Origin of the sequence: Rhodococcus sp. M8 (genome assembly GCF_015654185.1) — a bacterium.
GTDB classification, from domain to species: Bacteria; Actinomycetota; Actinomycetes; order Mycobacteriales; family Mycobacteriaceae; genus Rhodococcus; species Rhodococcus aetherivorans.
The window spans coordinates 2,498,327-2,523,411 of the sequence record NZ_CP064065.1; the positions used below are offsets into that span (position 1 = coordinate 2,498,327).

The 25,085-nt window shown below is 68.2% G+C and carries 28 protein-coding genes and 1 pseudogene; 12 read left to right on the plus strand and 17 right to left on the minus strand.

Going from position 1 to position 25,085, the window contains the following annotated elements:
- Positions 1–9: 9 nt before the first annotated feature.
- On the minus strand, positions 10–1,290 hold the full coding sequence (locus tag ISO16_RS11050) for a multidrug effflux MFS transporter (RefSeq protein ID WP_072636003.1): 1,281 nt from the start codon (positions 1,288–1,290) through the stop codon (positions 10–12).
- A gap of 80 nt (positions 1,291–1,370) precedes the next feature.
- Positions 1,371–2,393, minus strand: a complete 1,023-nt coding sequence (locus ISO16_RS11055; protein WP_072636004.1) for a zinc-dependent alcohol dehydrogenase family protein — start codon at positions 2,391–2,393, stop codon at positions 1,371–1,373.
- Between the two features lie 149 nt (positions 2,394–2,542).
- Here ISO16_RS11055 and ISO16_RS11060 point away from each other — a divergent pair, with 149 nt between their 5' ends.
- Positions 2,543–3,436, plus strand: a complete 894-nt coding sequence (locus ISO16_RS11060; protein WP_072636005.1) for a helix-turn-helix transcriptional regulator — start codon at positions 2,543–2,545, stop codon at positions 3,434–3,436.
- Between the two features lie 102 nt (positions 3,437–3,538).
- Here the strand turns inward: ISO16_RS11060 and ISO16_RS11065 are convergent, their stop codons facing one another.
- From ISO16_RS11065 to ISO16_RS11095, 7 genes are all read right to left on the minus strand, one after another.
- Positions 3,539–3,934 (minus strand): RNHCP domain-containing protein, encoded by a 396-nt coding sequence (locus ISO16_RS11065; RefSeq protein WP_072636006.1) that lies wholly within the window; start codon positions 3,932–3,934, stop codon positions 3,539–3,541.
- A gap of 9 nt (positions 3,935–3,943) precedes the next feature.
- Positions 3,944–4,366 carry an RNHCP domain-containing protein gene (locus ISO16_RS11070; protein WP_308936530.1) on the minus strand — a complete coding sequence of 141 codons (423 nt, stop codon included), beginning with the start codon at positions 4,364–4,366 and terminating at the stop codon, positions 3,944–3,946.
- A gap of 309 nt (positions 4,367–4,675) precedes the next feature.
- Positions 4,676–5,734, minus strand: coding sequence for a beta-mannosidase (locus ISO16_RS11075; protein ID WP_072636007.1), 1,059 nt, complete (start codon positions 5,732–5,734; stop codon positions 4,676–4,678).
- Positions 5,735–5,846: 112 nt separating this feature from the next.
- Positions 5,847–6,608 (minus strand): ABC transporter permease, encoded by a 762-nt coding sequence (locus tag ISO16_RS11080; RefSeq protein WP_072636008.1) that lies wholly within the window; start codon positions 6,606–6,608, stop codon positions 5,847–5,849.
- Positions 6,605–7,432, minus strand: a complete 828-nt coding sequence (locus tag ISO16_RS11085) for an ABC transporter ATP-binding protein (protein ID WP_072636009.1) — start codon at positions 7,430–7,432, stop codon at positions 6,605–6,607. The genes ISO16_RS11080 and ISO16_RS11085 overlap by 4 nt, the downstream gene beginning before the upstream one ends.
- 23 nt (positions 7,433–7,455) lie before the next feature.
- Positions 7,456–7,806 (minus strand): DUF1048 domain-containing protein, encoded by a 351-nt coding sequence (locus ISO16_RS11090; protein ID WP_043798392.1) that lies wholly within the window; start codon positions 7,804–7,806, stop codon positions 7,456–7,458.
- Positions 7,803–8,132, minus strand: a complete 330-nt coding sequence (locus ISO16_RS11095; RefSeq protein ID WP_043798394.1) for a PadR family transcriptional regulator — start codon at positions 8,130–8,132, stop codon at positions 7,803–7,805. Before ISO16_RS11095 ends, ISO16_RS11090 begins: the two co-directional genes overlap by 4 nt.
- Before the next feature lie 405 nt (positions 8,133–8,537).
- Here ISO16_RS11095 and ISO16_RS11100 point away from each other — a divergent pair, with 405 nt between their 5' ends.
- From ISO16_RS11100 to ISO16_RS11110, 3 genes are read left to right on the plus strand one after another with little or no spacing between them, the layout of a single operon-like run.
- Positions 8,538–9,734: a fatty acid desaturase family protein gene (locus ISO16_RS11100; RefSeq protein ID WP_072636010.1), complete on the plus strand. Its 1,197-nt coding sequence runs from the start codon at positions 8,538–8,540 to the stop codon at positions 9,732–9,734.
- A gap of 55 nt (positions 9,735–9,789) precedes the next feature.
- Complete coding sequence (locus tag ISO16_RS11105) at positions 9,790–10,638, plus strand: hypothetical protein (RefSeq protein WP_230304522.1); 849 nt, start codon at positions 9,790–9,792, stop codon at positions 10,636–10,638.
- Between the two features lie 43 nt (positions 10,639–10,681).
- Complete coding sequence (locus tag ISO16_RS11110; protein ID WP_072636011.1) at positions 10,682–11,272, plus strand: GNAT family N-acetyltransferase; 591 nt, start codon at positions 10,682–10,684, stop codon at positions 11,270–11,272.
- 108 nt (positions 11,273–11,380) lie between these two features.
- Here the strand turns inward: ISO16_RS11110 and ISO16_RS11115 are convergent, their stop codons facing one another.
- From ISO16_RS11115 to ISO16_RS11125, 3 genes are read right to left on the minus strand one after another with little or no spacing between them, the layout of a single operon-like run.
- Positions 11,381–11,689: a hypothetical protein gene (locus tag ISO16_RS11115; protein ID WP_139310902.1), complete on the minus strand. Its 309-nt coding sequence runs from the start codon at positions 11,687–11,689 to the stop codon at positions 11,381–11,383.
- Between the two features lie 43 nt (positions 11,690–11,732).
- Positions 11,733–12,374 carry an RES family NAD+ phosphorylase gene (locus tag ISO16_RS11120; protein WP_083662307.1) on the minus strand — a complete coding sequence of 214 codons (642 nt, stop codon included), beginning with the start codon at positions 12,372–12,374 and terminating at the stop codon, positions 11,733–11,735.
- Complete coding sequence (locus tag ISO16_RS11125) at positions 12,371–12,880, minus strand: hypothetical protein (RefSeq protein ID WP_072636013.1); 510 nt, start codon at positions 12,878–12,880, stop codon at positions 12,371–12,373. The genes ISO16_RS11120 and ISO16_RS11125 overlap by 4 nt, the downstream gene beginning before the upstream one ends.
- 223 nt (positions 12,881–13,103) lie before the next feature.
- On the opposite strand from ISO16_RS11125, the gene ISO16_RS11130 reads away from it, so the two are divergent.
- From ISO16_RS11130 to ISO16_RS11140, 4 genes and pseudogenes are all read left to right on the plus strand, one after another.
- Positions 13,104–13,454: a hypothetical protein gene (locus tag ISO16_RS11130; protein ID WP_083662308.1), complete on the plus strand. Its 351-nt coding sequence runs from the start codon at positions 13,104–13,106 to the stop codon at positions 13,452–13,454.
- Positions 13,451–13,612, plus strand: coding sequence for a hypothetical protein (locus ISO16_RS28665; RefSeq protein ID WP_206003391.1), 162 nt, complete (start codon positions 13,451–13,453; stop codon positions 13,610–13,612). Before ISO16_RS11130 ends, ISO16_RS28665 begins: the two co-directional genes overlap by 4 nt.
- Positions 13,609–14,487 carry a hypothetical protein gene (locus tag ISO16_RS11135; RefSeq protein ID WP_230304523.1) on the plus strand — a complete coding sequence of 293 codons (879 nt, stop codon included), beginning with the start codon at positions 13,609–13,611 and terminating at the stop codon, positions 14,485–14,487. Before ISO16_RS28665 ends, ISO16_RS11135 begins: the two co-directional genes overlap by 4 nt.
- A gap of 17 nt (positions 14,488–14,504) precedes the next feature.
- A pseudogene (locus tag ISO16_RS11140) lies at positions 14,505–14,842 on the plus strand (transposase); the annotation flags it as partial.
- 86 nt (positions 14,843–14,928) lie between these two features.
- On the opposite strand, the gene ISO16_RS11145 reads toward ISO16_RS11140, so the two are convergent.
- Positions 14,929–15,903, minus strand: coding sequence for a GlxA family transcriptional regulator (locus ISO16_RS11145; protein ID WP_072636015.1), 975 nt, complete (start codon positions 15,901–15,903; stop codon positions 14,929–14,931).
- Between the two features lie 144 nt (positions 15,904–16,047).
- Between ISO16_RS11145 and ISO16_RS11150 the strand changes: the two genes are divergently transcribed.
- The gene (locus ISO16_RS11150) at positions 16,048–16,686 is read left to right on the plus strand and encodes an isochorismatase family protein (RefSeq protein ID WP_072636016.1); all 639 of its coding nucleotides are present in this window, start codon (positions 16,048–16,050) and stop codon (positions 16,684–16,686) included.
- Positions 16,687–16,810: 124 nt separating this feature from the next.
- Here ISO16_RS11150 and ISO16_RS11155 read toward each other — a convergent pair whose 3' ends face one another.
- Entirely contained in the window at positions 16,811–17,317 is a 507-nt protein-coding gene (locus ISO16_RS11155; RefSeq protein ID WP_072636017.1) for a hypothetical protein, read from the minus strand.
- 156 nt (positions 17,318–17,473) lie between these two features.
- On the opposite strand from ISO16_RS11155, the gene ISO16_RS11160 reads away from it, so the two are divergent.
- The 3 genes from ISO16_RS11160 to ISO16_RS11170 all read left to right on the plus strand — a co-directional run bounded on the left by ISO16_RS11160 (position 17,474) and on the right by ISO16_RS11170 (position 20,584).
- Positions 17,474–18,901 carry a DUF2254 domain-containing protein gene (locus ISO16_RS11160; RefSeq protein ID WP_072636018.1) on the plus strand — a complete coding sequence of 476 codons (1,428 nt, stop codon included), beginning with the start codon at positions 17,474–17,476 and terminating at the stop codon, positions 18,899–18,901.
- Positions 18,902–19,151: 250 nt separating this feature from the next.
- Entirely contained in the window at positions 19,152–19,922 is a 771-nt protein-coding gene (locus tag ISO16_RS11165; protein WP_072636019.1) for an IclR family transcriptional regulator, read from the plus strand.
- Positions 19,923–19,996: 74 nt separating this feature from the next.
- Entirely contained in the window at positions 19,997–20,584 is a 588-nt protein-coding gene (locus ISO16_RS11170) for a TetR/AcrR family transcriptional regulator (protein ID WP_050035797.1), read from the plus strand.
- A gap of 58 nt (positions 20,585–20,642) precedes the next feature.
- Here ISO16_RS11170 and ISO16_RS11175 read toward each other — a convergent pair whose 3' ends face one another.
- From ISO16_RS11175 to rph, 3 genes are all read right to left on the minus strand, one after another.
- On the minus strand, positions 20,643–21,776 hold the full coding sequence (locus tag ISO16_RS11175) for a Rieske 2Fe-2S domain-containing protein (RefSeq protein ID WP_072636020.1): 1,134 nt from the start codon (positions 21,774–21,776) through the stop codon (positions 20,643–20,645).
- Positions 21,777–21,827: 51 nt separating this feature from the next.
- Positions 21,828–22,064, minus strand: a complete 237-nt coding sequence (locus tag ISO16_RS11180; protein WP_006930830.1) for a hypothetical protein — start codon at positions 22,062–22,064, stop codon at positions 21,828–21,830.
- 327 nt (positions 22,065–22,391) lie between these two features.
- Complete coding sequence (gene rph, locus ISO16_RS11185) at positions 22,392–25,010, minus strand: rifamycin-inactivating phosphotransferase (RefSeq protein WP_072636021.1); 2,619 nt, start codon at positions 25,008–25,010, stop codon at positions 22,392–22,394.
- Positions 25,011–25,085 lie beyond the last annotated feature (75 nt).

Below are 25,085 nucleotides of genomic sequence, written 5' to 3' on the forward strand. Positions count from 1 at the left end.
GCGGAAGGTTCAGGCGAACGCACGGTGTTCCGGCATACCGGCTGCCGGTGGGCGGAGCAGGACGTAGCCGACGAGGCCGAGCAGGGCTGCGCTGAGGGTGACGACGCCCAGCGGCACCGCGGTCCCCGGGCCGGCCAGGCCGACGAGGGGGGCGGTGACGCCGCCGAATGCGAACCGGGCCAGCCCCAGCAGCGAGGCGGCCGAGCCGGCGACCTCGGGGTAGTTCTCCAGCGCGAGGGACGTCGACGGCGGGGTCGTGACCGCCACCCCGCTGACCATCGTGAGCAGGGAGACGACCATCGCGGCCAGCGGCAGGTGTGCGGTGGCGGTGAGCAGCACGCCACCGGCGCCGGCCACGACCATGATCAGACCGACGACCAGGGTGCCATGGACCGACCACCGCTCCGCGGTGCGTCCGGCGACAAACCCGAAGACCATGAATCCCAACGAGTTCAGCCCGAACGCGAACGAATAGCCCTGCGGCGACAGGCCGTAGATGCCCTGCAGCACGAATGTCGCTCCGCTGAGGTAGGCGAACAGGGCGGCGTTGACGAACCCCGTGACGAGGACCGCGCCGAGGAAGACCCTGTCCGACACCAGCCGGCGGAACACCCGCCCGGTGTCGGACAGGCCACCGGCTCGTCGACTGCCCGGTGGCAGCGTCTCACGCAACACCCCGGCACTCGCTGCGAGGATGGCCACGCCCACGACGGCCAGGAACACGAAGGTGCCCCGCCAGTCGGTGACCGTCGCCAGCTGCCCGCCGATGACCGGACCGACGATGGCCGCCAGACCACCGAGGACGGTGAGTCGCCCGTAGTACCGCAGCAGGCGGGCACCGGAGTACAGATCGCGGCCGGCGGCCTGGGCGATGACGATGCCGACCGCGCCGGTCAACCCCTGCACCAGGCGCGCCGCGACGAGCGTCTCGATGGTCGGGCTCACCGCGCACCAGGCGGACGCGGCGATGAAGGCCCCGACTCCGATCAGCAGCGGGCGACGGCGGCCGAATCGGTCCGACAGCGGACCGGCGACGACCTGCCCGAGCGCGAGCCCGAGCAGGCAGGCAGTGACGGTCAGCTGCGCGGCCGACGTGCTCGCCCCGAGGTCGGCGGTGAGCGCGGGCAGGACCGGCAGGTACAGGTCCATGGAAATGGGGCCGAAGACGGTGAGCAGGCTCAGCACTACCCCCAGCGCCCGACCCCCGGGCCCGGGGCCCGCAACGCTGCCGACCTTGCCCACGGCGACCCGGTGGTCGTCGCGGCGGTCCGAGGTCAGGGAGGCAGACATGAACGAACGGCTCCTGATGAGTCGTGAGTCGCCCGTGCGGCAGACTCGAGGCGGTGACCGCCGGCGGGTGACGGTCGAGGTCAGGGGCGGAGCAGAACCTTGATGGCGCTTCGCTCGTCCATGGCCTTGTAGCCTTCGGCGGCCTTCGCGAGGGGCAGCTCCAGGTCGAACACCTTGCCCGGGTTGATGGTTCGGCTCCAGATCAGGTCGATCAGTTCGGGCAGGTACTGCCGGACGGGTGCCGGACCGCCGTGCAGGTGGACGTGGGAGAAGAACAGCTCGTCGCCGGGCAACTGCACGTCGTGGGCGACACCGACGTAGCCGACGTGCCCGCCAGGCCGGGTGGACCGGATGGCCTGCATCATCGACTCCTGGGTGCCGACGGCCTCGACGACCGAGTGCGCGCCCAGCCCGCCGGTGAGCTCCTTGATCCGGGCCACGCCCGCGTCACCCCGTTCGGTGACGATATCGGTGGCACCGAACTCGCGGGCCAGCCGCTGGCGCGGTTCGTGGCGGCTCATCGCGATGATGCGTTCGGCGCCGAACTGCTTGGCCGCCAGCACCGCGAGCAGGCCGACGGCGCCGTCGCCGACGACCGCGACGGTCTTGCCCGGCCCGGCCTCTGCGGCGACGGCACCGAACCAGCCGGTGCCGAGCACGTCGGAGGCGGCCAGCAGGGACGGGATCAGGTCGGGGTCGGGCATGCCCGGAGTGGCCACGAGGGTGCCGTCCGCGAGCGGGACTCGCAGGAATTCGGCCTGGGATCCGAGGGTTCCCATGATCACCCGGTGGATACACGAGCTCTGGTAGCCGGCGCGGCAGATCTCGCAGGTGTTGTCGCTCGCGAAGAACGAGCCGACGACGAAGTCGCCGACCTCGAGGTTCGCGACGTCCGCGCCGATCTCCTCGACGACGCCGACGTACTCGTGGCCCATGGGGATCGGGCCGTCGTAGGTCTCGACACCGCGGTAGGGCCACAGGTCGGAGCCGCACACGCAGGTCGCGGACAGCCGGATGATCGCGTCGGTAGGTTCGACAAGCGTCGGACGGTCACGCTCCTCGACACGGACGTCGCCGGGGGCGTACAGGACTGCTCCTCGCATGACGGTGCTCCTTGTTCGCACGAGATCGGATGCTGGTGGCCCAGCTGTTTCCGGGCAGATTCCATGGAACACCGCGCACCACCCGCGCGGGAGGTCGAGTTCATGGGGGGTACCAGCAGAACCTCCCACAACGCCGCACCGGACGTACCGTGGACGGCGTGGACAACCGCGCCGACATCCGCAGCTTCCTCGCCACCCGGCGGGCCCGGCTGACCCCGCAGCAGGTCGGGCTGCCCGCCGGCGGCGGGCACCGCCGGGTCCCCGGATTGCGGCGCGAGGAGGTGGCCGTGCTGGCCGGGGTGAGCACCGAGTGCTACACCCGTTTGGAGAAGGGCCACATCGGCGGCGTCTCCGAAGACGTCCTCGAGGCGGTCGCCCGGGCACTGCAACTCGACGAGGCCGAACGCACCTACCTGTTCGACCTCGCCCGCGCCGCCCGGCCCACCCACCGCGCACCCCGCGCCCGCAAGCAGGCCCAGGTGCGGCCGAGGGTGCAGTGGATGCTCGACTCGATGACCTCCTCCGCCGCGTTCGTCCGCAACGGGCGCATGGACATCCTCGCCACCAACGCGCTCGGCCGCGCGCTGTACTCGCCGATGTTCGCCGACGACCGCAGAACCGCCAACATCGCCCGCTTCCAGTTCCTCGATCCCGGCGCTCGCGACTACTTCCCCGACTGGGACGGCGCCGCCAACGTCACCGTGGCACTGCTGCGCGCCGAGGCCGGCCGCGATCCCCACAACAAGGACCTGCGTCAGCTCGTCGGTGAACTCTCCACGCTCAGCGACGAATTCCGCGCCCGGTGGGCAGCACACAACGTCCGCATCCATCACGCCGGGAACAAGCAGTTCAACCACCCGGTGGTCGGCACGCTCGACCTCGTCTACCACTCCCTGGACCTGGCGGCGGACGACGACTGGGTCCTGGACCTGACCATCTACACCGCCGAACCCGGAACCGACTCCGAAGACCGGCTCAAGCTTCTCGCCAGCTGGGCCGCGACCCATCTCCCGGCCCACCCGGCGACCGAACCGACCAGCTGACACGGACGGACGGCACCCGCGACGTTCGGTCGATCCTGCCGTCCCCGCCGGCAGACAAGGCCTTCCGCAGCGAGATGGAAAGCGCTCCCGTGGCGTCGGCCTCTACCCGTCGAGGAGCACGCCCGAGGCCGAGATCGGCCGCAGCACGATCCGGACGAGCGCAAGCGGGTTGTCGTCCCCGGCGCAGCGATTGGCGTCGAGCGTGCCGCAGGTGCGGCACCGGTGGATGATCACCCATTCCCCACCCCCGCGCACGGTCACCGAGATGGGCTCCATCCGGCCCCCGCAGCCGGCGGCCCGGTCGCCGGGCACACGATCGACGTGCCTACTGGACAGGCAGTGCGGGCAGTGGTTGCGGTGCGCGGTTCCGGGCGCCTGCATCGGCACGTCCAGACCGCATCCGATGCAGCGGAACGATGTTCCGTGCCGCGCGGGTGCGTCGCGATGTGCCGGCTTCGGCCGCTGCACTCGAGCTGTTCGATTGTTCCTGCGGGACACCGAGCGCTCCTACAGTTGTGCGAGATGCTCGAGCGGGAACGGCGGTTGCGCCAGTGGTTTCACCGCGATGCGGAGCAACAGCAACTGGTTGTCGTCCTCGACCACCGGGCACGCGTCGAGGCCACCGCAGGCGGTACAGCGGTGGATGAGCATCCACTCTCCGCCCCGGAGCACCGCGATCGAGATCGGGTGCGTGCGTGCTCCGCACCCGGCGTCCGGTCCGGGTCGGTGCTTTCCGGCGAGGCAGTTCGGGCAGTGCGTCCGTGTTGCACCGGCAGGCGTCGCGGCAGGTACCGTCAGCCCGCACCGGATACATGTGAACGTGGAAAGGTGCGATATCGATGTGCCACTGTGGGACACTTGGGTTCTCCTCTGTGAGATCAACTGTGCTGCAATGTGCGCCGAGCACTGTCGATCCCGCGAAGACCTCACACCGGACAGGCGATCCGATGGTGGGTGCGGATCACCGGTCCGAGCGCTTCACGGGATCGTGAAGGAGCTCGGCGGCTGTCCGGGGCATAATTCACCACTTTCCATCCGAGTTCGACCGGCCTCTCCGCCGGACGCAGCAGACAATATTCACCACGGGGTGAACCCGCAAACGAATTACTGCGAGCGACCGTGCTCCGGTTCCGTATCCGACTGGCGGACAGGTCCGTTCGAACGGTCCGGGAACGGTGGTTCGATGCTGGACGGCTATCGGGCGCACGTCCCTCCACGCGGCGATCGACGCGGCACGGGTCAGTAGCTCCCGTGCCGGGCCAGCACGTCGAACGCCGGGTCGCCGGGGCCGATGTCGTACGTGCACTCGCCGCCGCGCGGGTCGGGCACGAACGCCCACAGCAGCGCGCCGGCGGCCCCGGTCTCGCGGTAGCCGGTCAGCGCCGCGTCCACACGTTCGGCCCGTTCGGGCAGCGGCAGGCAACTGCCGGCCTCGATGCCGAGTTCGGCCACCAGGATCGGCTTGGTGACCTGCCCGAGCCGCACCGGCAGCCACGCCGCCTCGTCGTAGTCGTGGTACTGCAGCACGTCCACGTACGGCGACTTCGCGAGCTGCGCGTAGCCATCCCCGGCGCTGCCGCACTGGTCACCACCGATCAGGCCGAGGGTGATCGGGTGCCGCGGGTCCGTCTCCCGCACGATCCGGCCGACCGCGTCGGTCCACGCCCGCAGCAGTTGCGCCGAGTCGGGTGGGCAGGAGCGCCGCGGCAGGCTGCATGCGGCGTCGCCGCACACGCCGGGCTCGGGCTCGCCCAGCAGGTCCCACGCGGCGAGCGCCGGCGACACCCGCCACCGGTCCACGGCCAGGCGGACCCAGTCGCGGTAGCTGACCGCGAAGGGGGCCAGGCGCGTGGTCCAGCCGTGTTCGTACCAGGCGCGGTCCTTGTACAGCTCGTTGCCGCACGCGCCGTCCTGCGGGGACAGCACCGGCATGACGAGCTGGCCGTGCCGCTCGGCGGCGGCGAACACGGCGTCGATCGCCGCGAAGTCCAGGGTCCCCGTGACGCGGTTCAGCGCCAGCGCCTGGAAGGCGTTGAACCGCGTCAGCGACGCCGGCGGCAGCGACGAGAAGTACGCGTCCAGGTCCACCTGCGCGCCGCAGCCACCGTTGACGTCCCAGTCGGAGGCGAGCTGATAGGCGTTGAGCCCGGTCGGCCACCAGGGCTTCCCGTCCAAAATCAGGCCCCGCCCGTCGACCGTGACACGCGCCGGCGGCGGCGGTGGTGGGTCCGGCGGTGGTGGGGACGCGCACGCGGCCACGCCGACCAGACAGGCGACGACGACGGCGGCTCCGCGCATGGGCGAACGGTAGTCCCTGCCCGGCCGGACGGGAAGGCGGGTTGGCCACGGCGCACACGTCGGCGGGGTCGGGTGAGCTCGTGGCCCACCGTTCCCCGCCGCGGCGCCCGTCCTAGCCGATCCTGCGGCGGTAGGTGACCATGGCGAAGATGTACGCGACGACGAGGATGCCGACACACCAGGCGAGGGCGATCCAGATGTCGGCGCCGACCGGCTGCTGTGTGAACAGGTCGCGGATGGCATCGACGATGGCCGTCACCGGCTGGTGCTCGGCGAAGGCGCGTACCGGGCCGGGCATGGTGTCGGTGGGCACGAATGCCGAGCTGATGAACGGCAGGAAGATGAGCGGGTAGGAGAACGCGATCGCGCCGTCCGCGGACTTCGCGGAGAGACCGGGAATCACGGCGATCCACGTCAACGCCAGGGTGAACAGGGTCAAGATGCCGGCGACCGCGAGCCACGCCGGCGCTCCCGCCGCCGAGCGGAAGCCCATGAGGAGGGCGACGAGCACGATGACCACGACCGAGGCCAGATTGGCGACCAACGAGGTCATCACGTGCGCCCACAGAACGGACGAGCGTGCGATCGGCATGGACTGGAATCGCTCGAAGATGCCGCTCTTCATATCCAGGAAGAGCCGGAATGCGGTGTAGGAGATGCCCGAAGCAATGGTGATGAGCAGAATGCCGGGCAGCAGGTAGTTCACATACGAATTCGACCCCGAGTTGATCGCGCCGCCGAACACGTAGACGAACAGCAGCAGGAAGGCGATCGGCATGATCGTGGTCGTGGTGATGGTGTCCGGGCTGCGCGTGATGTGGCGCAGAGAGCGTCCCAGCAGGACGGCGGTGTCGCCGAAGAAGTGCTTGGTCATCGTTGTTCCCTACTCTTCCGCGCCGGCGCTGCGTCGTTGCCGGCGTCGCCGTCCTTGCTGTCGGCACCGACGACGGCAAGGAAGACGTCCTCGAGGGTCGGCCGCTTTTCCACGTATTCGACCGTGGCGGGCGGGAGCAACTGCTCGAGCTCGGCGAGGGTGCCGTTCACGATGATCCGGCCCTCGTGGAGGATCGCAATCCGGTCGGCGAGCTGTTCGGCCTCCTCCAGGTACTGCGTCGTGAGCAGCACCGTCGTGCCGTGCTCGGCGAGTTCCTGGACGGCCTGCCACACCTCGAGGCGCGCCTGGGGGTCGAGCCCGGTCGTCGGCTCGTCGAGGAAGATGACCGGCGGATCCCCGATGAGGCTCATCGCGATGTCGAGGCGGCGGCGCATGCCGCCCGAATACGTCGACACCTTCCGCGCGGCCGCGTCGGTCAGCGAGAAGCGCTCGAGCAGATCATCCGCGATCCTGCCCGGATCCGCGACGTGCCGCAACCGGGCGACCAGCACGAGATTCTCACGCCCGCTCAGTATTTCGTCGACGGCGGCGAACTGTCCCGTGAGGCTGATGGACTCTCGCACATCCGCAGCCTGCGTGGCGACGTCGAAGCCGTTGACGCCGGCAGTCCCCGCGTCGGCCTCGAGCAGCGTGGACAGAATCTTCACGACCGTGGTCTTGCCCGCTCCGTTGGAGCCGAGCAGGGTGAAGATGCTGCCCCGCGCCACGTCGAAGTCGACGCCGCGCAGCACCGGCAGGTCCTTGAACGACTTCTCCAGGCCCTGCACGCGGATCGCGGGCAACTGCACCTGATCGGTTGTCATCCGGATATCCGTTCTCTCGTGCGTCACGATTCGGAGCCCGCGACGCGATCGATGGTGTCGGTCAGCCGTTCCCGTTCCTTGCTGATCCACTGACCCTCCGGGTAGTTCCGGAGAAATGCCTCGGCGAACTCGACCGGGTCCTCCCCGACGACGGCGCGGATCGGCGTTCCGTCCGCCGCGCTCTGCTCGAAGAGATCGGCGAGGTCCTCGAACATCGAAGCCGCGCTGGAGGGGTCCCCCGGCCCGAAGTGCATCAGGTACCGCTCGAGCGCATCGATTGCCGTGCGGTAGTCCGCGGGAAGCTGTTTCGTGCGCGCCTTGTATTGCCGCCATCGCCGCTTGTCCCCGAGCATCTTCGAGATGAACATGGTCATCTGCCTCCTTCGCGGAGCTGTTCGAGCCGTTCTGTGAGGAAGCTCCATGTCCCCCAGAACTCTTCGAGGTATTCCTGTCCCTGCGCGTTGAGCGAATACACCTTGCGCGGTGGCCCCTTCTCGGACGGCACCTTCTCCACGTCGACGAGGCCTCTTTTTTCGATCCTGACGAGCAGGGCGTAGATGGTGCCTTCGGCGATGTCGGAGAAGCCCTGCTCCCGCAGCCGTGCCGTGATCTCGTAGCCGTATGCGGGCCGGTTGGAAACGATCGCGAGGACGATGCCCTCCAGCGTTCCCTTGAGCATCTCCGTCATCTGCTTGCTCACGGAACACCTCCTCAACTACTAAGCGTTACTGACTACTGGTACATAGTAACGCTGAATAGCGGCGGCGCAAGCCCCTCGCGTCGAGACTCACCGACCGACGCCGCAACCACTCGATCACCAGGACCTGGGGGAACTGCCCCGGAAACCCAATGTTCAAGTGGCGGCCATGCCGCGGAGATCCGAAGCCACGACACTGGATGAATCGAGTGCCGATCGATGCAGAGGAGGCACTGACAGGACGGACGTGGCGGCCCACCGCCCCACCGCGCACCCCTCCGGTATGGCGCTACTGCGCCGAGTGCCTCCGCGCGCCGCACATCGCGGCGGTGTCTTTACGGGTGCGCCGACGACAGGAGTTCCGTTCGACCACGGTCACAGCACCGCACCAGCACGAGGAGGCCCGAGATGCTCGGACTGAAGTTGCCCATGCCATCGTTGCCGACCCTCCCGCTGCCGGGCCGCTCCCCGGCGAGCAGGCCACCCGCGGACGTGGTCGTGCTCGACCACGACCAGGTCGAGGAACTCGGGCGCGAACTCGATGCGCTGCGCGCCCGCATCACCGCGGACCTCGGCGCCCAGGATCGCGACTACCTCTTTCGCGTCATCAAGGTGCAGCGGGGCGCCGAGGTGGCCGGCCGAGTTCTGATGCATCTGGGGGTGTTTCCGCCGGCGTGGCTGGCCGGCGTGGGCGCACTCGGGATTTCGAAGATTCTCGACAACATGGAGATCGGGCACAACGTGCTGCACGGTCAGTACGACTGGATGCGCGAGCCTGGCGTGAACTCCCAGGACTTCGAATGGGACATCGTCTGTCCCGCCGACCAATGGAAATACTCGCACAACTACATGCATCACACCTACACGAACATCCTCGGGCGGGACCGCGACATCGGGTACGGCATCCTGCGGATGGACCCCGGTCAACACTGGAACCCGTACTACCTGGGCAACCCGCTGTATGCGCTCGTGCTGATGCTCACCTTCGAGTGGGGCGTGATGCTCCACAACCTCGAGACCGACCGCGTACTCCGGGGCCGACGCCCGTGGCGCGACATCGCACCCTTGGTCCGCGGCTGGTGGCGCAAGGCCCGCCCCCAGGTCCTCAAGGACTACGTGGTCTTTCCCCTGCTGTCCGGGCCGCTGATGCTCCCGACACTGGCCGGGAACGCCGCCGCCAACCTGGTCCGCAACGTGTGGGCGTTCTCCATCATCTTCTGCGGCCACTTCCCGTCCGGCGTGCAGACCTTCACGGAGGACGAAACCGCCGACGAGACCCGCGGGCAGTGGTACGTGCGGCAGATGCTCGGATCGGCGAACATCAGCGGCGGCCCGCTGTTCCACATCATGTCCGGAAACCTCTCGCACCAGATCGAGCACCACCTGTTCCCCGATCTCCCGGCGCACCGGTACCCGGCGATGGCGCCCGAGGTGCAGGCTCTGTGCGAGAAGTACCGCCTGCCCTACAACACCGGCGGGCTGAGCCGCCAGATCGGCTCCGTCTGGGTCAAGATCGTCGTGCTCGCGCTGCCGCCGGCCCTGACGCCACCGGTCCCGGCACCCGCAGTCACGATCGAGCGGCGCACCACGAGAGCCGGCGCCTGAGCAACGGTTCGCTGCAGGGCGCGTGCTCAGCCGGCAGGGCGTGTGGTCAGCGGGCATGGAGCCGACGTACGGCAACATGTCCGGCATGTGCTCGGATGCCGCGGCGAACCTCCTCGACACCGTCCCGGGACGCATGCTCGTCCACTGGTATCTGCGCGCCTACGGTGACGCAGATCCGCGGCCGTCCGTCGCCGCATTCATCGAAGCCTCCACCCTCGAGGACTTCGTCGACGACCTCGTGCTGAGCATCGGCGAGTACCTCTACGGCAACGGCGCCAACGACGTCCTGGACATGGCCCTCACCGCACCGGCGACGATCGAGATGGCCGAGGCGATCTGCGCCGCGCTGCGTCACCCGAGCCGGAACACCCTCGACTCCCCGCAGACCCACGAGGGTACGATCACCGAGCTGAGTCTGCCGCGGGTGCGCAACCGCAAGCGACCCGGCGCGCTGCCCGACGGCGCGTTCTGGACCGCGACGCCTCTGCACGACGGGACGAGCGACACGTGGAGCGCCAGCGGGGAGAACCTGCGCGGCCTGAAGGACCCCGCCCGCTACACCGTGCACTTCGATCCGGACGTCGCGCGGATCGTCCGGATCGACACCGCCGGCGACTGGGCGGCCCTGATCGCCGACCATCCGCTCGAGTTCCGCGGGGCGCGCGTCCCGGACTGGCCGTCGATCGCCGAGGAGTGGGACGCCGTGCACCTGTCGGCCCTCGGCCTGCTGTGCGCCCACCCCAGGCTGTCCGAGGTGCCGTACGACCGGTACGAGGCCGGCGGCTACCGGCACAGCCAGTCGGGGCCGTGGCCCGGGGTGGGCGACTGGTCGACGGTGAGCACCGCATGGCTGCGGATCCCCGAACGGTTCGAGATCCGGCCCACCACCCGGGCCGCGCGGTAAATGGTTCGCGGCCGGACCCGGCGCGGCTCTACGGTGGGTCGCGATGACCGAGATACGTCCCGCCGAGCCCGCCGACGTCGACCGCGCGACCCGCACCCTGGCGCGCGCCTTCGCCGACTACCCGTTCACCCGCCACACCGTCGATGCCCGTGACCACCTGCGTCGCGTCGAGGAGTTGCAGCGGCTGTATCTGACCGAGATCGGCCTGCGCTGCGGGCGGGTGTGGGTGGCCGACGACGCGTCGGCCGTCGCGGTGTGGACCACCCCCGAGTCCACCGGAATCCCAGAGGCTTTCGAACGCATCTCCGGACGCGTCGCCGAGCTGTCCGGTGATCGGGCCGACGCGGCGGCGACCGCGGAGGAGGCGCTGGCGCCACTGCGGCCCGTCGGGCCGGTGTGGTTCCTCGCGACCGTCGCCGTGGATCCGGACCGGCAGGGGTCGGGCCTGGGCGGCGCGGTCCTCGAACCCGGACTCAGGGAAGCCCGCGAAGCGGGGGTGCCCGCGTACCTGGAGACGTCGTCGGAGCGGAACGTCGCGTTCTACCGCAGGCTCGGTTTCGACGTCGTCGGTTCCGTGACCCTGCCCGACGACGGGCCGCGCACGTGGGCGATGGTCTGCAACCTTCCGCAGTAGGTGGTGGGGTTTCATCACGACGTCGAGGACCTCGCCGGGTAACGCTAGAACATGGTGTGCATCATCTCTCGAGAATGGAAAGCGGCATCAATCCCGAGACGGTTCACCTCAGTTGTCGCGGACCTGCTTCCTCCGAGTTCCGGGCCGGCCACAGTCGGATTGCTCTGAACGGTTGACCAACACGTCGGCGCCCATGAATGCCACAGGCTGATGTTCGCTGTCGAATCCCACACATCCCCAGGAAGCAAGCAGGTATTTGCCGACGAACCGTCCCGAGCCGGTCACCTGCTTGACGAGGGCGCTGACGTCGAACTCGGAGTCCATCCAGCGACCCACACCGGGCGCTGAGTACCACCGCTGCACTTCGTCAATGATCGACTCGGGAACGCAACCAGCTACCGCGAGACGCGATGTCATAGTCATCAACCGTAGGACCCACGTCCGACATACGCGAGGAGGGTCAGAAGCTCCTGGGGATGTCGAGGACCACGATCCCTGCCTCTTCCTCCAGCGCCTCCCACAGGTCCGGGCGGTCAAGCAGGTTCTCGGTACCGAGCACCGCGAAATCGCTGGGCTCTTCGTCTGTGCCGGTCTGATCGCCGCTGGCCGCGAATACCGCGATGCACGCATCGACGTGCTTGAGATCGTGCCGTGCCCAATACCGAATGCCGTCGAACCCCGCTTCGTGCAACGCCTTTGCCCACTGCTGGGTCAGCGGATAGTCGGTGGTGGTGAACATCTCGGAGGTCAATCCGAACTGGATCGCCCGGTTGGAGGTCGCGTCGGCGAGACGCAGATCCCTACGGACAATCACCGTTGAAATGTCCCGCTTGACGAGTTCCGGACGTGGGATGACGTAGATGCCGCTCCACGCCTCGAGCAAGGTGATGAGCTCGGTTTCCGCGGTGTAGCAGGTTCCCTCGGACCCGGTGAGATCGAAACGGCCGCCCCCATTGCTGCTGAACCACCACGCCCCCAGGCCGGCGGCATGACTGCGGTAGATCGTCGTACGGGCAGCCAGCCCGGTCTCAGGGAACCGTCCCCGGAGTGTGTCCGGGGACGGTGGCGGTTTCAGGTGTTGTTGTGCGCGGGAAACATTCACGAAGCGAGCCGTTCCGACGCCTGGCGGGCGAGCTTCTCGACATCAGCACTGTCACCGTCGAGCAGGGCCTGCCGCGGTGTCCGGCCGTCGAGTTCGGGTTGCGCACTCGACATCCACGACGCAATCGTCCACGGTTCGACGTCGGCATGGGCCCAGGCGCCCAGGACGTTCTTGATCCCCGCGATCGGTCGGTAGCCGGCGGCAGTCTCGGTGAAGCCATCCGACCAGTAGCCGGCAGTGCCGTCCGCGGCGGTCAGGCGCAACACGCGATTGTCCCTGACCCCCTGGCTGAGCGCCTGCTTCGACCAGCCGGTCACTTCGAGGGTCTGCTTGTGCGTCAGGATCGGGCCGATGTGCTTTTCCCACGCTCGGCGCGCTTTGAGGCTCGACAGCATACGTCTCACGCCGTCGGCCACGTACCGCGCGTCGTCGTCGCTGAGCTGTTCCGCGGCCATCCCGCTGGCGTCCAGCTGGTCGTCGACAACCTTCTTCAGTGGAGTGCTCATACCTCGATCGTCCTCGGTCAAGTAGGTCAAGTCAAGTAGGTCAAGGGGACGTGGGCTGCACGTTCGGCGAGGCCGCGCCGTGATCAAGCCCTCACCGAGCCCCCGACCTCCGTGTCCACTGGTTCAGGGGAATCTCAGGCAGGCCGCTGCGCCGGCGACGCGCGGCATCGGTCCCCCGCGGTCGCTACCCTGACACCGCACTCGCGACAAGTATGGAGGACCATTGAGGCGCCTGACCGGTCGGTGGCGGATCGTGGAGATGGACCTGTGGGACCGCGACGCGATCGACCTCGTCGAACCCGGTTTCATCGAGCTCGCCGCCGACGGGACCGGCCAGTTCGGCTTCATCGCCGTCCGCGGCTGGATGGACTGCCGGACCAAGAAACGCGACGGCCGCACCGCCGTGGAGTTCAGCTGGGACGGCGACGACGAAGGCGACCAGGTCAGCGGCCGCGGCTGGGCCGCCCTGGCGCAGGACGCCACACTCGAGGGACACCTGTTCATCCATCGGGGAGACGACTCGGGTTTCCGGGCGGAGCCCTACGACCGCGCCGATCGGCGGGAGGGGCGATGAGTGAGTACCAGCACTACGAGTTCCTCACCGTCGACCGGCCGTTGGACGAGCGTCAGCGGGCCGAAGTGCGTTCCCTGTCCACCCGCGCGAGGATCACGGCCACCAGCTTCGTCAACGAGTTCCACTGGGCAGCTTCCGGGACGATCCGAACCGGATGATGGAGCGCTACTACGACGCGCACCTGTACCTGGCCAACTGGGGAACACGGCGGATCCTGCTCCGCCTTCCGCGCGGCCTGCTCGACCTCGACGTCGTCGGGGACTATTGCGTCGACGAGCGGGTAACTGCCTGGACCACGAGCGAATTCCTCCTGCTGGACCTGACCAGCGAGGACGAGTCCGGCGACGTCGATCCGGACGCCGGCGCACCGATGTCAGCCCTCATCGGAGTCCGCACCGAACTCGCCGCCGGTGATCTCCGGCCGCTCTATCTCGCCTGGCTGGCCGGCCACGGCACCGCGGAGCGAGACGAATATTCCACCGGCCGCCGCGCCGGCCACCCGCCTCGAGCCACCCGTGCCGCCCCGGACTGGCCACCCTCAGCGCGGCGCAGCGCGCCCTGGCCGAACTTCTCCGCCTCGACGACGACCTGCTCGCCATCGCGGCCCGCACGAGCGCACCGTTCGACTCCTGCTGCGGGTCGCCGAAAATCACACGGTGACCGTCCGGATGGAGATGCCTCGTCGATTCCACAACGGAGCACACCACAAACCTGCCCGCCCCACCTCGCCGGACCGTGGCCGATCTTCTCGAGGCCGCGGCGCGTCGCCGAGGCGACCATGAGCGCCGGGCAGCTGCCCGGCGCGCCGGGGAGGAAGCCCGCCGGCACAAGGCCCGTGGTCTCGCATCGACGCGATGATCGCCACCCGAAAGTCCGGCGAGTACGACGCCGCCGCCGCACTGCTCACCGATCTCCGGACGCTCGCCGAACGCGACGCCGACGTGACACCTTCACCCAGCGCATCCTGGCACTACGTCACACGCATGCGCGCAAACCACGCCTCATCGAACGTCTCAACCGGGCAGGCCTATGACCCGGCACCAATCCGGGAAGTCGGCGAAGGCCGCCGACCACCTCGACGCCGCAGTGTCGGATCTGTTGGGGTTTAAAGTATTTCCCAAACAGATCTGGAAGCAGATCTGGAGCAATCATCCGCAGGGAGCGCCTCAACAAAAGAAGTCCGTAGGAGAACCAATGTGGTCGGGATCTTTCCGGATCGTACCGCGTTGATCCGTCTCGTCGAGGCGGTGCTCGCGGAGCGAGCACGATGAGTGGATCGAAGGGCGCCGCTACCTCGGACTGGATGTGCTCGCCCGCTCCCGTACCAACACGGCCGAAGAACCGTGACTGAACCCGCCGAGGAGGTTGCAGCGGCCTTGACTTCCTGACCTCCCGCCGAGGAATCACGCGGCAACGTCGTACACCACCTCACGGGACTTGGCCCCTCGCCGGTGACTCGCACCTCGTGTCACTTTCACGTCCTCCTGGGTACCAGCGGTTGCGGCCGGGATGCGAACTGCCGACGATAGGCGGTGGGTGAAGTCGCGAAGGCGGAGGTGAAGTTCTGCCGGAAGGTGGCGCTGCTGCCGAAGCCGCACGCGGACGCGACGGCGTCGATGCTCCAATCCGTGGTTTCGAGCAGAGCGCGTGCCTCCTGCAGTCGGCGCGTGAGAATCCAGCGTGCCGGCGTGGTGCCGGTGGCCTGCCGGAAGTGCCTGACAAAGCTGCGCCGGCTCATCCGGGCCCGATCCGCGAGTCGATCGACCGTGAGCGGTTCGTCGAGCCGGGTCAGCGCCCATTCGAGCACCTCGGCGATCGCGTTGTCGGTGGCGGGCCGCGCGAGGGGACGTTCGATGTACTGTGCCTGTCCCCCTTCCCGGTGCGGAGCCACGACCAGGTATCGGGCCACCCGGGTGGCGATCGCAGACCCGAGGTGTTTGCGGACCAGGTGCAGACAGGCATCGATCGCCGAGGCCGTACCTGCGGACGTGAGGACGTCGTCGTGGTCGATATAGAGAACCGAGGAGTCCACCTCGGTGCCGTGGCAGCGTTCGGCGAGCAGCGGCATCGCCTCCCAGTGGGTGACCGCCGCACGACCGTCGAGCAGCCCGGCGTCGGCGACGGCGAACGCCCCCAGGCACAACCCGGCGATCACCGCACCCCGCGCATGTGCCTGGCGCAGCTGTCTTTTCAAATCTGCACCGATCGGCCTCGGGGGCATCGGCCACGACGGGACGATGACGATGTCGGCCCACTCGATCGTCTCGGGTCCGGTCACCTCACCGATCGGGTGTCCCTCGGCGGTACAGACCGAGCCGGCCCGGTCCGACCACAGCCGGGTCTGCCAGTCGGGGGCCGGACCGAGACGGCGCACTTCGGCGAACACCAGCAACGGTGCCGCGAGGTGGAACATGGTGATCCCGTCGAAGGCGTAGACAGCGATTCGCATCCTGTTCTCCCGGGTTGGCCCGATCTCATCGAAAGTGTGCATTCGTGCCACTTCCGACCAGGGTAGATCTGCCGAACAATCGGGCGGTGAGGCGCTCACCCCGTGGGCGCGACACCCCCGATCGATTTCCCAGGGAGGAAACCCGTGACCGCACCCCGCCGTGCCCTCGTCGTTGTCGACGTCCAGCAGGAGTACTTCGACGGACCGCTCGAGATCCAGTACCCGCCGCGCGAGCAGTCGCTCGCCAACATCGAGGCCGCCCTCGACGCTGCCGCCGCCCACGACGTCTCGGTCGTCGTCGTTCAGCACCGTATGCCCGACGGAGCCCCCGTCTTCGTCGAAGGTTCGCGAGGATGGTCGCTGCACCCGGATCTCGAGCGGCGCATCGACCCGACGTGCAAACGCGTGCACAAGCAGTACGCGAGTGTGTTCGCCGGCACCGATCTGGCCGGCTGGTTGCGCGCCCGCGAGGTGGACACCGTCACGATCGTCGGATACATGATCAACAACTGCGATCTCGCCACCGCCGCGGAGGCCGAGGCGCTCGGATTCGCCACGGAGATCCTCTCCGACGCCACCGGTGCGATCCATCTCGCGAACGCCGCCGGGCAGGTCTCCGCGCAGTCCCTGCACACCACCCTGATGGTGCTGCTGCAGTCCAACTTCGCCGCGGTCACCACGACCACCCAGTGGATCGAGGCCGTGCAGTCCGGCTCGACGCTACCCAAGAGCAACCTGGTCGAATCCGCCCTCGAGGGACGCTCGGCATCCGCGCTCGCCTGACGACCGCCCCACGTCCGGGGCAGCCCGGTCGCGGAGGAGACGGCCGGGTTCGGTCGGTTCGCGTTCACCGGGACGCTGCATCACGTCCGGATCGATCTTCCGCCCCGCGGCGGATCCCGGACGTTCAGCGGTTCTTGCTGTCCTTCTTGGCTTGCCGGCGCGCCCCGGCGGCGATGGTCGACGCCTCGTACTTCTTGCGGCCGGCCGAGTTACGGGTGGCATCGACGCGGGTCTTGCCCTTCGACCGCACCTTGCCCTCGTCACCGACATCCTCGGCGGGCGCGGCGGCATCCGAGCGGGCGCGAGCGAGCCGTTCCTGCTTCAGCTCCTCGGCCGAGCGGCGGGCCACCGCCCCCAGCTGGCGGCTGACCCGGGCCAGCGCATCCTCGAACACCTCCGCCTTGCCGGCGTTCCGCTCGTTCGCCGACTTACCGGCCGCACGAGACTTTTTCGCGCCGACCTTCTCGGCACCCTGCCGGCGGTAGAGCTTGACGTACTTGTTGCGGGATCGGCGGATACGGGTGTGCAGATCGATCAGGCCGTCCTCGTCGAGATCTGCCATCTCCGTCTTCTTCGTCTGCCGCACCAACACGAATTCGTCCTCGGACAGCGAGTTCACCAGCTTTGTCATGACCGATTCCGTTCGTCGCACCAGTCCTGCACAGGTGTCGGCATCGTATCCACCTCGGCCCGGCCACCGAGGCCGTTCCAACCGATCCGCCGCACTCCGGCAGGCGCAGTGACGGGTGCGCGATTACCCGGCCGCGGGCGGGGGTATGCGCGAGGAATGTGGTTCCGGGCGGTGTCCGTGAAGTTCGAGACCGACGGCGGCCCCGGGGCCCGGAGGCGACGGGGACCGATCTCCTCCGTACTGAAGCGTCGGCAGGTGTTCGTCGAAGCGGTGCGTTCCCGGCTGTGGCCCGTCCCGGCGGTCGCGGTGCTGCTGGCCGTGCTGGCCGGCATCGGCGTGCCCGAGCTCGACGCCGCCCTCGATGACCGGCTGCCACCGACGGTGGCGGGATACCTGTTCGGGGGCGGTGCCGACGCGGCCCGCGAGGTACTGAGCGTGATCGCCGGCTCGTTGATCACCGTCACGGCGCTGACGTTCTCGCTGACACTGGTGACCCTGCAACTGGCCAGCAGCCAGTACTCCCCGCGGTTACTGCGCACCTTCGCCGCCGACCGTGTCGTCCAACGCACCCTGGCGCTGTTCCTGGCGACGTTCATCTACGCGCTGACCGTGTTGCGCACCGTCCGCAGCGACACCGACGGCACCGCGTTCGTCCCGCAGATGGCGGTGACGACGGCATACCTGCTCGCGGTGGCCAGCGTCCTCGCGCTGGTGCTGTTCCTCGGACATCTGGTCCGGCAGATCCGCGTCGAAGCCGTGCTCGAGCACGTGCGGGCCGACACCTGCGCCACCGCCACCCGTCTCCTGCCTCCCGCACGCCGGGACACACCTGCTGTGCCGGTGCCCGCGCCACCGCCGCACCCGCACCTCGTCGAAGCGGCCTCGTCCGGATTCCTCGTCGAGATCGACGAACACGCCCTGCTCACCGCGGCGGAGCGGGCCGAGGCGGTGGTGTGGGTAAACCGCCCGGTGGGCAGCCCGGTCCTGGCGGGCACACCGGTAGCGTTCTCCTGGTCCGTCCGCCCGCAGGAGCCGTTGACCGAGGACGCGGCGCACCGGCTGAGCGAACGGGTACGCGCGGCGCTGCGCACCGGCAGCGAACGCACCGCCGTCCAGGACATCGGCTACGGACTGCGGCAGTTGACCGATGTGGTGGTGCGGGCCCTCTCGCCCGGGATCAACGATCCCACCACCGCCGTGCACGGACTGATCTCGTGCACCGCGGTCCTCGCCGACCTTCTCGACCGTCGGCTCGGCCCGTACACCCAGTGCGACGAGCACGACCGGGTACGGGTGGTGCTGGCGCGGCCGACCTTCGCCGAGCTGCTGGATCTGGTGTGCACCCAGCCGCGGCTCTACGGCGCCGACGATCCGATGGTGCTGGACGCGCTGCTGTCGATGCTGCGGGAGCTGGCATGGAAAGCCGCCACCGGCGAGCAGCGCACGGCGATCACCGACCAGCTCCGTCGCCTCCAGGACCATGTCACCGACCACGACACCGTGACCCGCCGGCACCTCGACCACCTCGCCCGGCAGGTGGGCGAGGCCCTCGAAGGGCGCTGGGCAGGGCGCCGTCCTACCTGACGTGTGCCGTCGCTTCCGCGGCGTCGCTGGCGGTCGCCGCGGGGCCGGCTCGTCGGTGTCACCGCGGCGCTGCGAAGCCGCCGGCCACCTCACAGGAGGCCGCCGCCCTCGGGTGATCCGCCCCCATCGACCGCGTTTCGGTCTTCGATTCCACTTCCCGCCCCTCGGGCGAACTGTTACAGTCACCACAGTCATTGATTGATCGCTTGATCAGTACAGGTAACCGCGCTTCGGCGGTGGGAGGCAGAGCATGACGCACAGCGATGTGCCGGTGGCGGTGATCGATCGCGCCGCCCGGCTGCTGGAGGCATTCCGCGACAGCGAGCGGCTCACGTTGGCCGAGCTCACCCGCCTGACGGGCATGCCCCGCTCGTCCACGCATCGCCTGCTGACCCAGCTCGTCGAGATCGGCTGGGTGCGACGGGACGCTCCCGCGTATGCGCTGGGCACGAAGATGCTCGAGCTCGGGTCCCTCGTCCAGCACAACGACACCCTGCACCGGGCCGCCCTGCCCGTCATGCACGAACTGCACGGCCACACCGGTCTCGTCGTCCACCTGGCGGTCCTCACCGGCGCCGAGGTGCTGTATCTGGAGAAGGTGGGCGGCCCCTATTCGATGCGCATCCCGTCACGCGTGGGCGGACGCCAGCCGGCACACTGCACCGCGTTGGGCAAGGCGCTTCTGGCACAAGGAAGAACCGACCTCGACGCGCTGTTCGTCGAGCGCCCGCCGACGGCCCGGACCCGCCACAGCGTCACCGACCCGAACCGGCTGCGCATCGAGCTCGCCCGGACCCGGGAACAGCACGTCGCGCACGACCGCGACGAGGCTACCCCGGGCGTCTCCTGTGTCGCGGCGCCGATCGGTCACGCCGGCAAGTGTGTCGGCGCGATCTCCGTCAGCGGCCCCACCTCGTCGATCCGCCCCGCCGCCCTGACGGGCCCCGTGCGCATGGCCGCCCTCACGACGTGGCGTCGCCTCACCCGGCTCCGGTCGGCGGACTCACAGCACGCCGTCTGAGGCTCCACTGATCGTTTGATCAATGGATGTGTCACAATGGACCGGCCGTCGACGACCGAGCCCCGAGGAGTGCCATGGATCCGCACGAGCGCCGCCGCCAGATCCTCGACAGATCCGCACAACTGTTCGCCACCAAGGGAATCGCGGCAACCACCATCCGGGAGATCGCCGACGAGGTCGGGGTCTACTCCGGGGCGCTCTACCACTACTTTCCGTCCAAGGAAGCGATCGTCACCGAACTGATCCGCGAATACATCGAGGACCTGTCCGCCCGGTGCCGCGAGATCACGTCCCGAACCCTGCCGCCGGTCGAGCGAATCGAAGCGCTCGTCCTGCTCGCCCTGACCACCTCGGAGAACTACCGGGGCGCCACGACGATCTGGCAGCGCGAGGGTGAGTACATGCGGGACCGCCTCGTCGAGGCGGACCTGGCCGAGATTGCCGACGAGGTGGAGAAGGCGTGGCGGGAGGCCATCGCCGAGGGTGTCACCGGGGGAATCTTCCGGGACGACATCGATCCGGAGGTGTTCTACCAGCTGATCCGCGATGCCGTCTGGCAGGCACCGCGCTGGCACCGACCGAGCGCGCAGCGCTCCAATGCCGACCTCGCGCACGAGATCACCCGGATCTTCGTCGACGGCTTCCGGCCGCGCACCGGCTGACGACCGCCGCCGGCCCGCGCCGGGCCGGTACGGCTCGGCGCGGGCCGGCGCTCGCGGGTCAGCCGCGCAGTGCCATGGTCTCGTCCACTTCCCTCTGCCAGTTCTCCAGTGCCCGACTGGTATCCACCTCGAATTCGAAGCGCTGCACCATCTCCGGAGTGACGTCCTCGACGTCGACGAAGAACTGGCTGTACCACCGGCGCAGCTGGTACACCGGCCCGTCCTCCTCGGTGAGCAACGGATTCTCGATGCGGGTCTTGTGCTTCCAGATCTCGACGTCCTGCTTGAACTGCGTCTCCACACCCTCGGTGAACATCGTCGCCATCGCGGCGGCTTCCTCGTCCCCGACTCCGTCCACCTTCTTGACGATGGTCCCGAACTGCAGCACGAACGAGTCCTGCGTGACCGGGTAGTGGCAGTTGACGAGCTTGGTTTCGACCGTCACGTCTCCGGCGACCGTGTAGACGGTGTCGAGCATGAAGGACGGTCCGTAGTACATCGCGTCCGAGATCGTCTGCGAATCCGGCAGATCCAGCTGCACACCCGTCTTGATGTCGTCACGGCCGGTCGAACGCATGTGCTGCGCAGCGATGTGACCCTCGAAGACGTTCTTGAAGTACTGCGGCATCTGGAAGTGCACGTAGAAGAAGTGTGCCATGTCGACGACGTTGTCGACGATCTCCCGGCAGTTCGACCCCGTCACGTGGAAGGTGTTCCACGTCCACTCGCTCCACGCGTCCGTCCCGTAGTCCGGGATCCCGGGGATGGTCACGTCCGCCGGCGGCGGGTTGCCCTGCGGGTCGTTCCACACGAAGAGCAAGCCGTTGCGTTCCATGTTGATCCAGGACTTCGTCCTGGCGATCTTCGGGGTGCGGCGGGCGTACGGCACCTCCGCGCACCGGCCGTCGCCGCCCCACCGCCAGTCGTGGAACGGGCACGCGACCGTGTCGCCCTTGATCTCGCCCCGGGCCAGATTGCCGCCCATGTGCCGGCAGAAGGCGTCGAGGACGTGCAGGGCGCCCTTCGAATCCTCGAAGACCACCAGGTCGGTCCCGAATACCTTGATCTGATGCGGCTTTCCGTCGTGGAACGTCTTCGCCAGTCCGAGGCAGTGCCAGCCGCGGGCGTACCGCGTCGGGTTGCTGCCCCTCTCGATGCTCCGAACCTCGATGGTCTCGGGTTCAACAGTCATGAAGTCCTCCAGGTGATGTGCTTCCGGGTGCGGCGACGGACGCCGGACCGACTACGGTTCGACCCGCTGCGAGGGCACGAGCCGGCCGTCACGCACGGCTCGATCGACCGACTCGTGCAGCGCTCCGCAGCGGGGCAGGTAGGTCGTGGTCTCCCCCGGACGGGCCGCCGCGGCGAACTCGCGGCAGGTGTCGCGGGCCGGCCCTGTCCACTGAATGCTCGTGTGCACGGGGCTGTACTTCGCCACGAACACGGTGTTGCCACACGCATGACAGTCGAGCGACTGCATCGATCACTTCCTTCCTCGGGTACCTCGAGCGTAGGAATTTCCCCGCGCTGTGGCTGCGGGGTGTCAGCTCAACGGGACACCTTTTCCGAGGCGGGATTCGGGACCGGGGTCAGGACGCATCGCGTGCCGGTGTGCGTGCCGGCGAGGTCGGTGACTCCGCCGAGCAGAACGAGCGGGGCGCGCACCACCGCTCACCGGTCGGCGATTTCGCGAAGGTGATGCCCCAACCGGTCACGCTCGGCGTCCGACTGTTCGGCAAGCTCGCACCGAAGGTCTACCCGTATCGGGACCTGCATCTCCTGGAACAGGCTCCGCAGTTCCTGCCCCTCAGACGTCCCGCTGGGGCAGGATCTCGACGTACCCGTCGGTTCCGTTCACGCGGATCTGTTGCCCGTCGCGAATCAACCGGGTGGCACCCTCCACACCCACGACGGCCGGCAATCCGTACTCCCGCGCGATCACCGCCCCATGGGTCATCAGTCCGCCCACCTCCGTCACCAGGCCTTTGATCGCGACGAACACGGTAGTCCAGCTCGGATCGGTGTAGGCGGTGACCAGGATGTCGCCGGCCTCGAGATCGGCCTGCGCCATATCCGACACGACACGGGCTCGCCCCTCGATACTCCCGGCGGACACCGGCGTACCGGCCAGCGCTCCAGGCGGGACGCCTTCGCGCCGATACCTTCCGGCGACGACCTCGCCGTCCGATGTGAACACCCGGGGCGGCGTGAGCGCCTGGTACGAGCGGAATGCGGCCTTTCTCTCACGGATGAGCTGGTCACACGATCGGTGCGTGAGCACGACCTCGCGCAGCTCGTCGAACCTCAAGTAGAAGATGTCTTCCTTGCGGCGAAGCACACGCGCCTGCACGAGCCGCTCGGCCTCGCCCAACAAGGCTTGCTTGTATACAAAGTAGCGGCTGACCATGCCGTATTTCGGATACTCCCGATACCCGGAGAAGGCGCGGACACGGTCGATCATCCGCTTGGCCTCATAGGCTTTTCGCTCTCCGTCCGGCAAGGCGCGCAGACGCTCCAGCAACTGGTGTTCCTTCTTGCGAGCCTCTCGCCGCCCGTGCTCGAAGCGTCGCTTTCCAGCGCCCGGCCCGAAGTTTCTGATGTTGCTCATGAGCATCGGCACCAAGGTGGTGGGGCGTTCGCTCCAGCGCGGTCTCGTGATGTCGATCTCGCCGACGCAGCGCATGCCGTGCTTGTCGAGGTAGGCCTCGATCGCCGCGCGCGCCTGCGGGCCGCCGGCGCGTTTCGCCAGCTCGTCCAGGAAGCTCCCCTCCTCGAAGCCCGCGTCCTCGACGTGCTGCAGAAAGGCCACCACGTCCGGGTGCGGCCGGATCGCGTCGGCCACGCCCACGAGCGCCAGGCCCATCTCCGACGTGACGTTGCGCGGGACCGATTGCGTGAGCGTGTCGGCTGCGTTCTTCTCGCCCAGCCAGGCCTGAAGCCGATCGTTGAGCCACCAGGTTGCTTCCATCGCCGCCGTGATCACCTGGTGGCTCCGCGGGTCGAACAGGATCCGCCTCAGCTCCTTGAGGTCGGCCGAGATGAAGTCGAGCAGCGCCGCTCCGGACTTGGCCCGGATCTCGCGCTTCAACATCGCGACAGAGGCCTGGCTCTGCGCCATCAACTCGGCGACGATGCCTTCGTCGGCCTCGATCAGGGCAGGTGCATCGCCGGCCGGTACACCGCCGGCCCCGTCGTCCGGACACCACCTGATGAAGTCGAGGCGTTCGACGATGGTCGCCAACGCATCCCCGAGAAGCGGATCGGACTTGCCGAGAGCGTCCAGCAGTCCCGTTCTCTTCACCGGCGAAGCCAGAGCCTGGGTGACATCGACGAACAGCCGACCTCCCGCCTCCCTCGTAGGTGCCGGACTCGTCAGTTGCCACAGGGAGATCCCCAGGGGCTTCATCGGGTCGGTCATCATCTGCTGGTGGCCGACAGAGACGTACACACGGTTCTCCCCGTCGTCGACCACGGGGACCGGGAACAGCGTGGTGATCGGGCGACTTTGCACGATTCGGAAACCGTCGTCGACCAGGCACCATTCGATGTCCTGAGGACTGCCGAAGTGCGCTTCGATTCTTCTGCCCAGCCGCTCGAGTTGCACAACTTGCTCATCTGTCAGCACCGATCGGTTCTGCTGCTCCTGCTCGATTCCCTGCATGTGCGTGCCACCGGCTGGCGCTGCTTGGACGGCGCGTTGTTTGGTGGCGACGGTCCTGTCCGTGACTCTGCCGTCACGCACCTTGTAGACGTCCGGGTCCACCAAGCCGGAAACGAGGGACTCGCCGAGTCCGAAGCCTGCCTCCACCGACGCGACCTTCCGATTGGAGGTGATGGGATCGGCCGTGACCAGAATCCCGGCCGCCCACGGGAACACCATCCGCTGGACAACCACCGCCATGTGAACCTTCCGCTGGTCGAAACCGTTGCGCAGACGGTAGGTGACGGCTCGCTCGGTGAACAACGAAGCCCAGCACCGGCTCACGTGCCGGAGAATCGCCGCTGGGCCCGAGACGTTCAGGTACGTGTCCTGCTGACCGGCGAAGGATGCGGTCGGCAGATCCTCGGTCGTCGCGCTGGATCGGACCGCATATGCGGCTTGTTCACCGAGCCGGGCGAGAGAGCGGACGATCTCCGACACCACATCGTCAGGGATGACGCACTCTTCGACCGCACGGCGGATCTGCGCACTGAGCACTCGGATCGAATCTCGATCCGCCGCCTCGAGACGCGACAATCGATCGAGCCGATCGTCGAGGGACGGCATTTCTGCCACGACCCGCCGGAAGGCGTCAGTCGTCACGCAGAACCCCGCCGGCACACGTATGCCTCCGATTCGCGACAGCTCTCCGAGGTTCGCGCCCTTGCCGCCGGCGACCGCAACCTGCGTCCGATCGATCTCCCGGAAGTCCAGTACATATCCCATTCCCCTGCCCCTCACCTGTAGGTTCCGGCGTTCCGCAGGCGATTATCGGCCACAATTCCGGGCCTCATGAGAGCC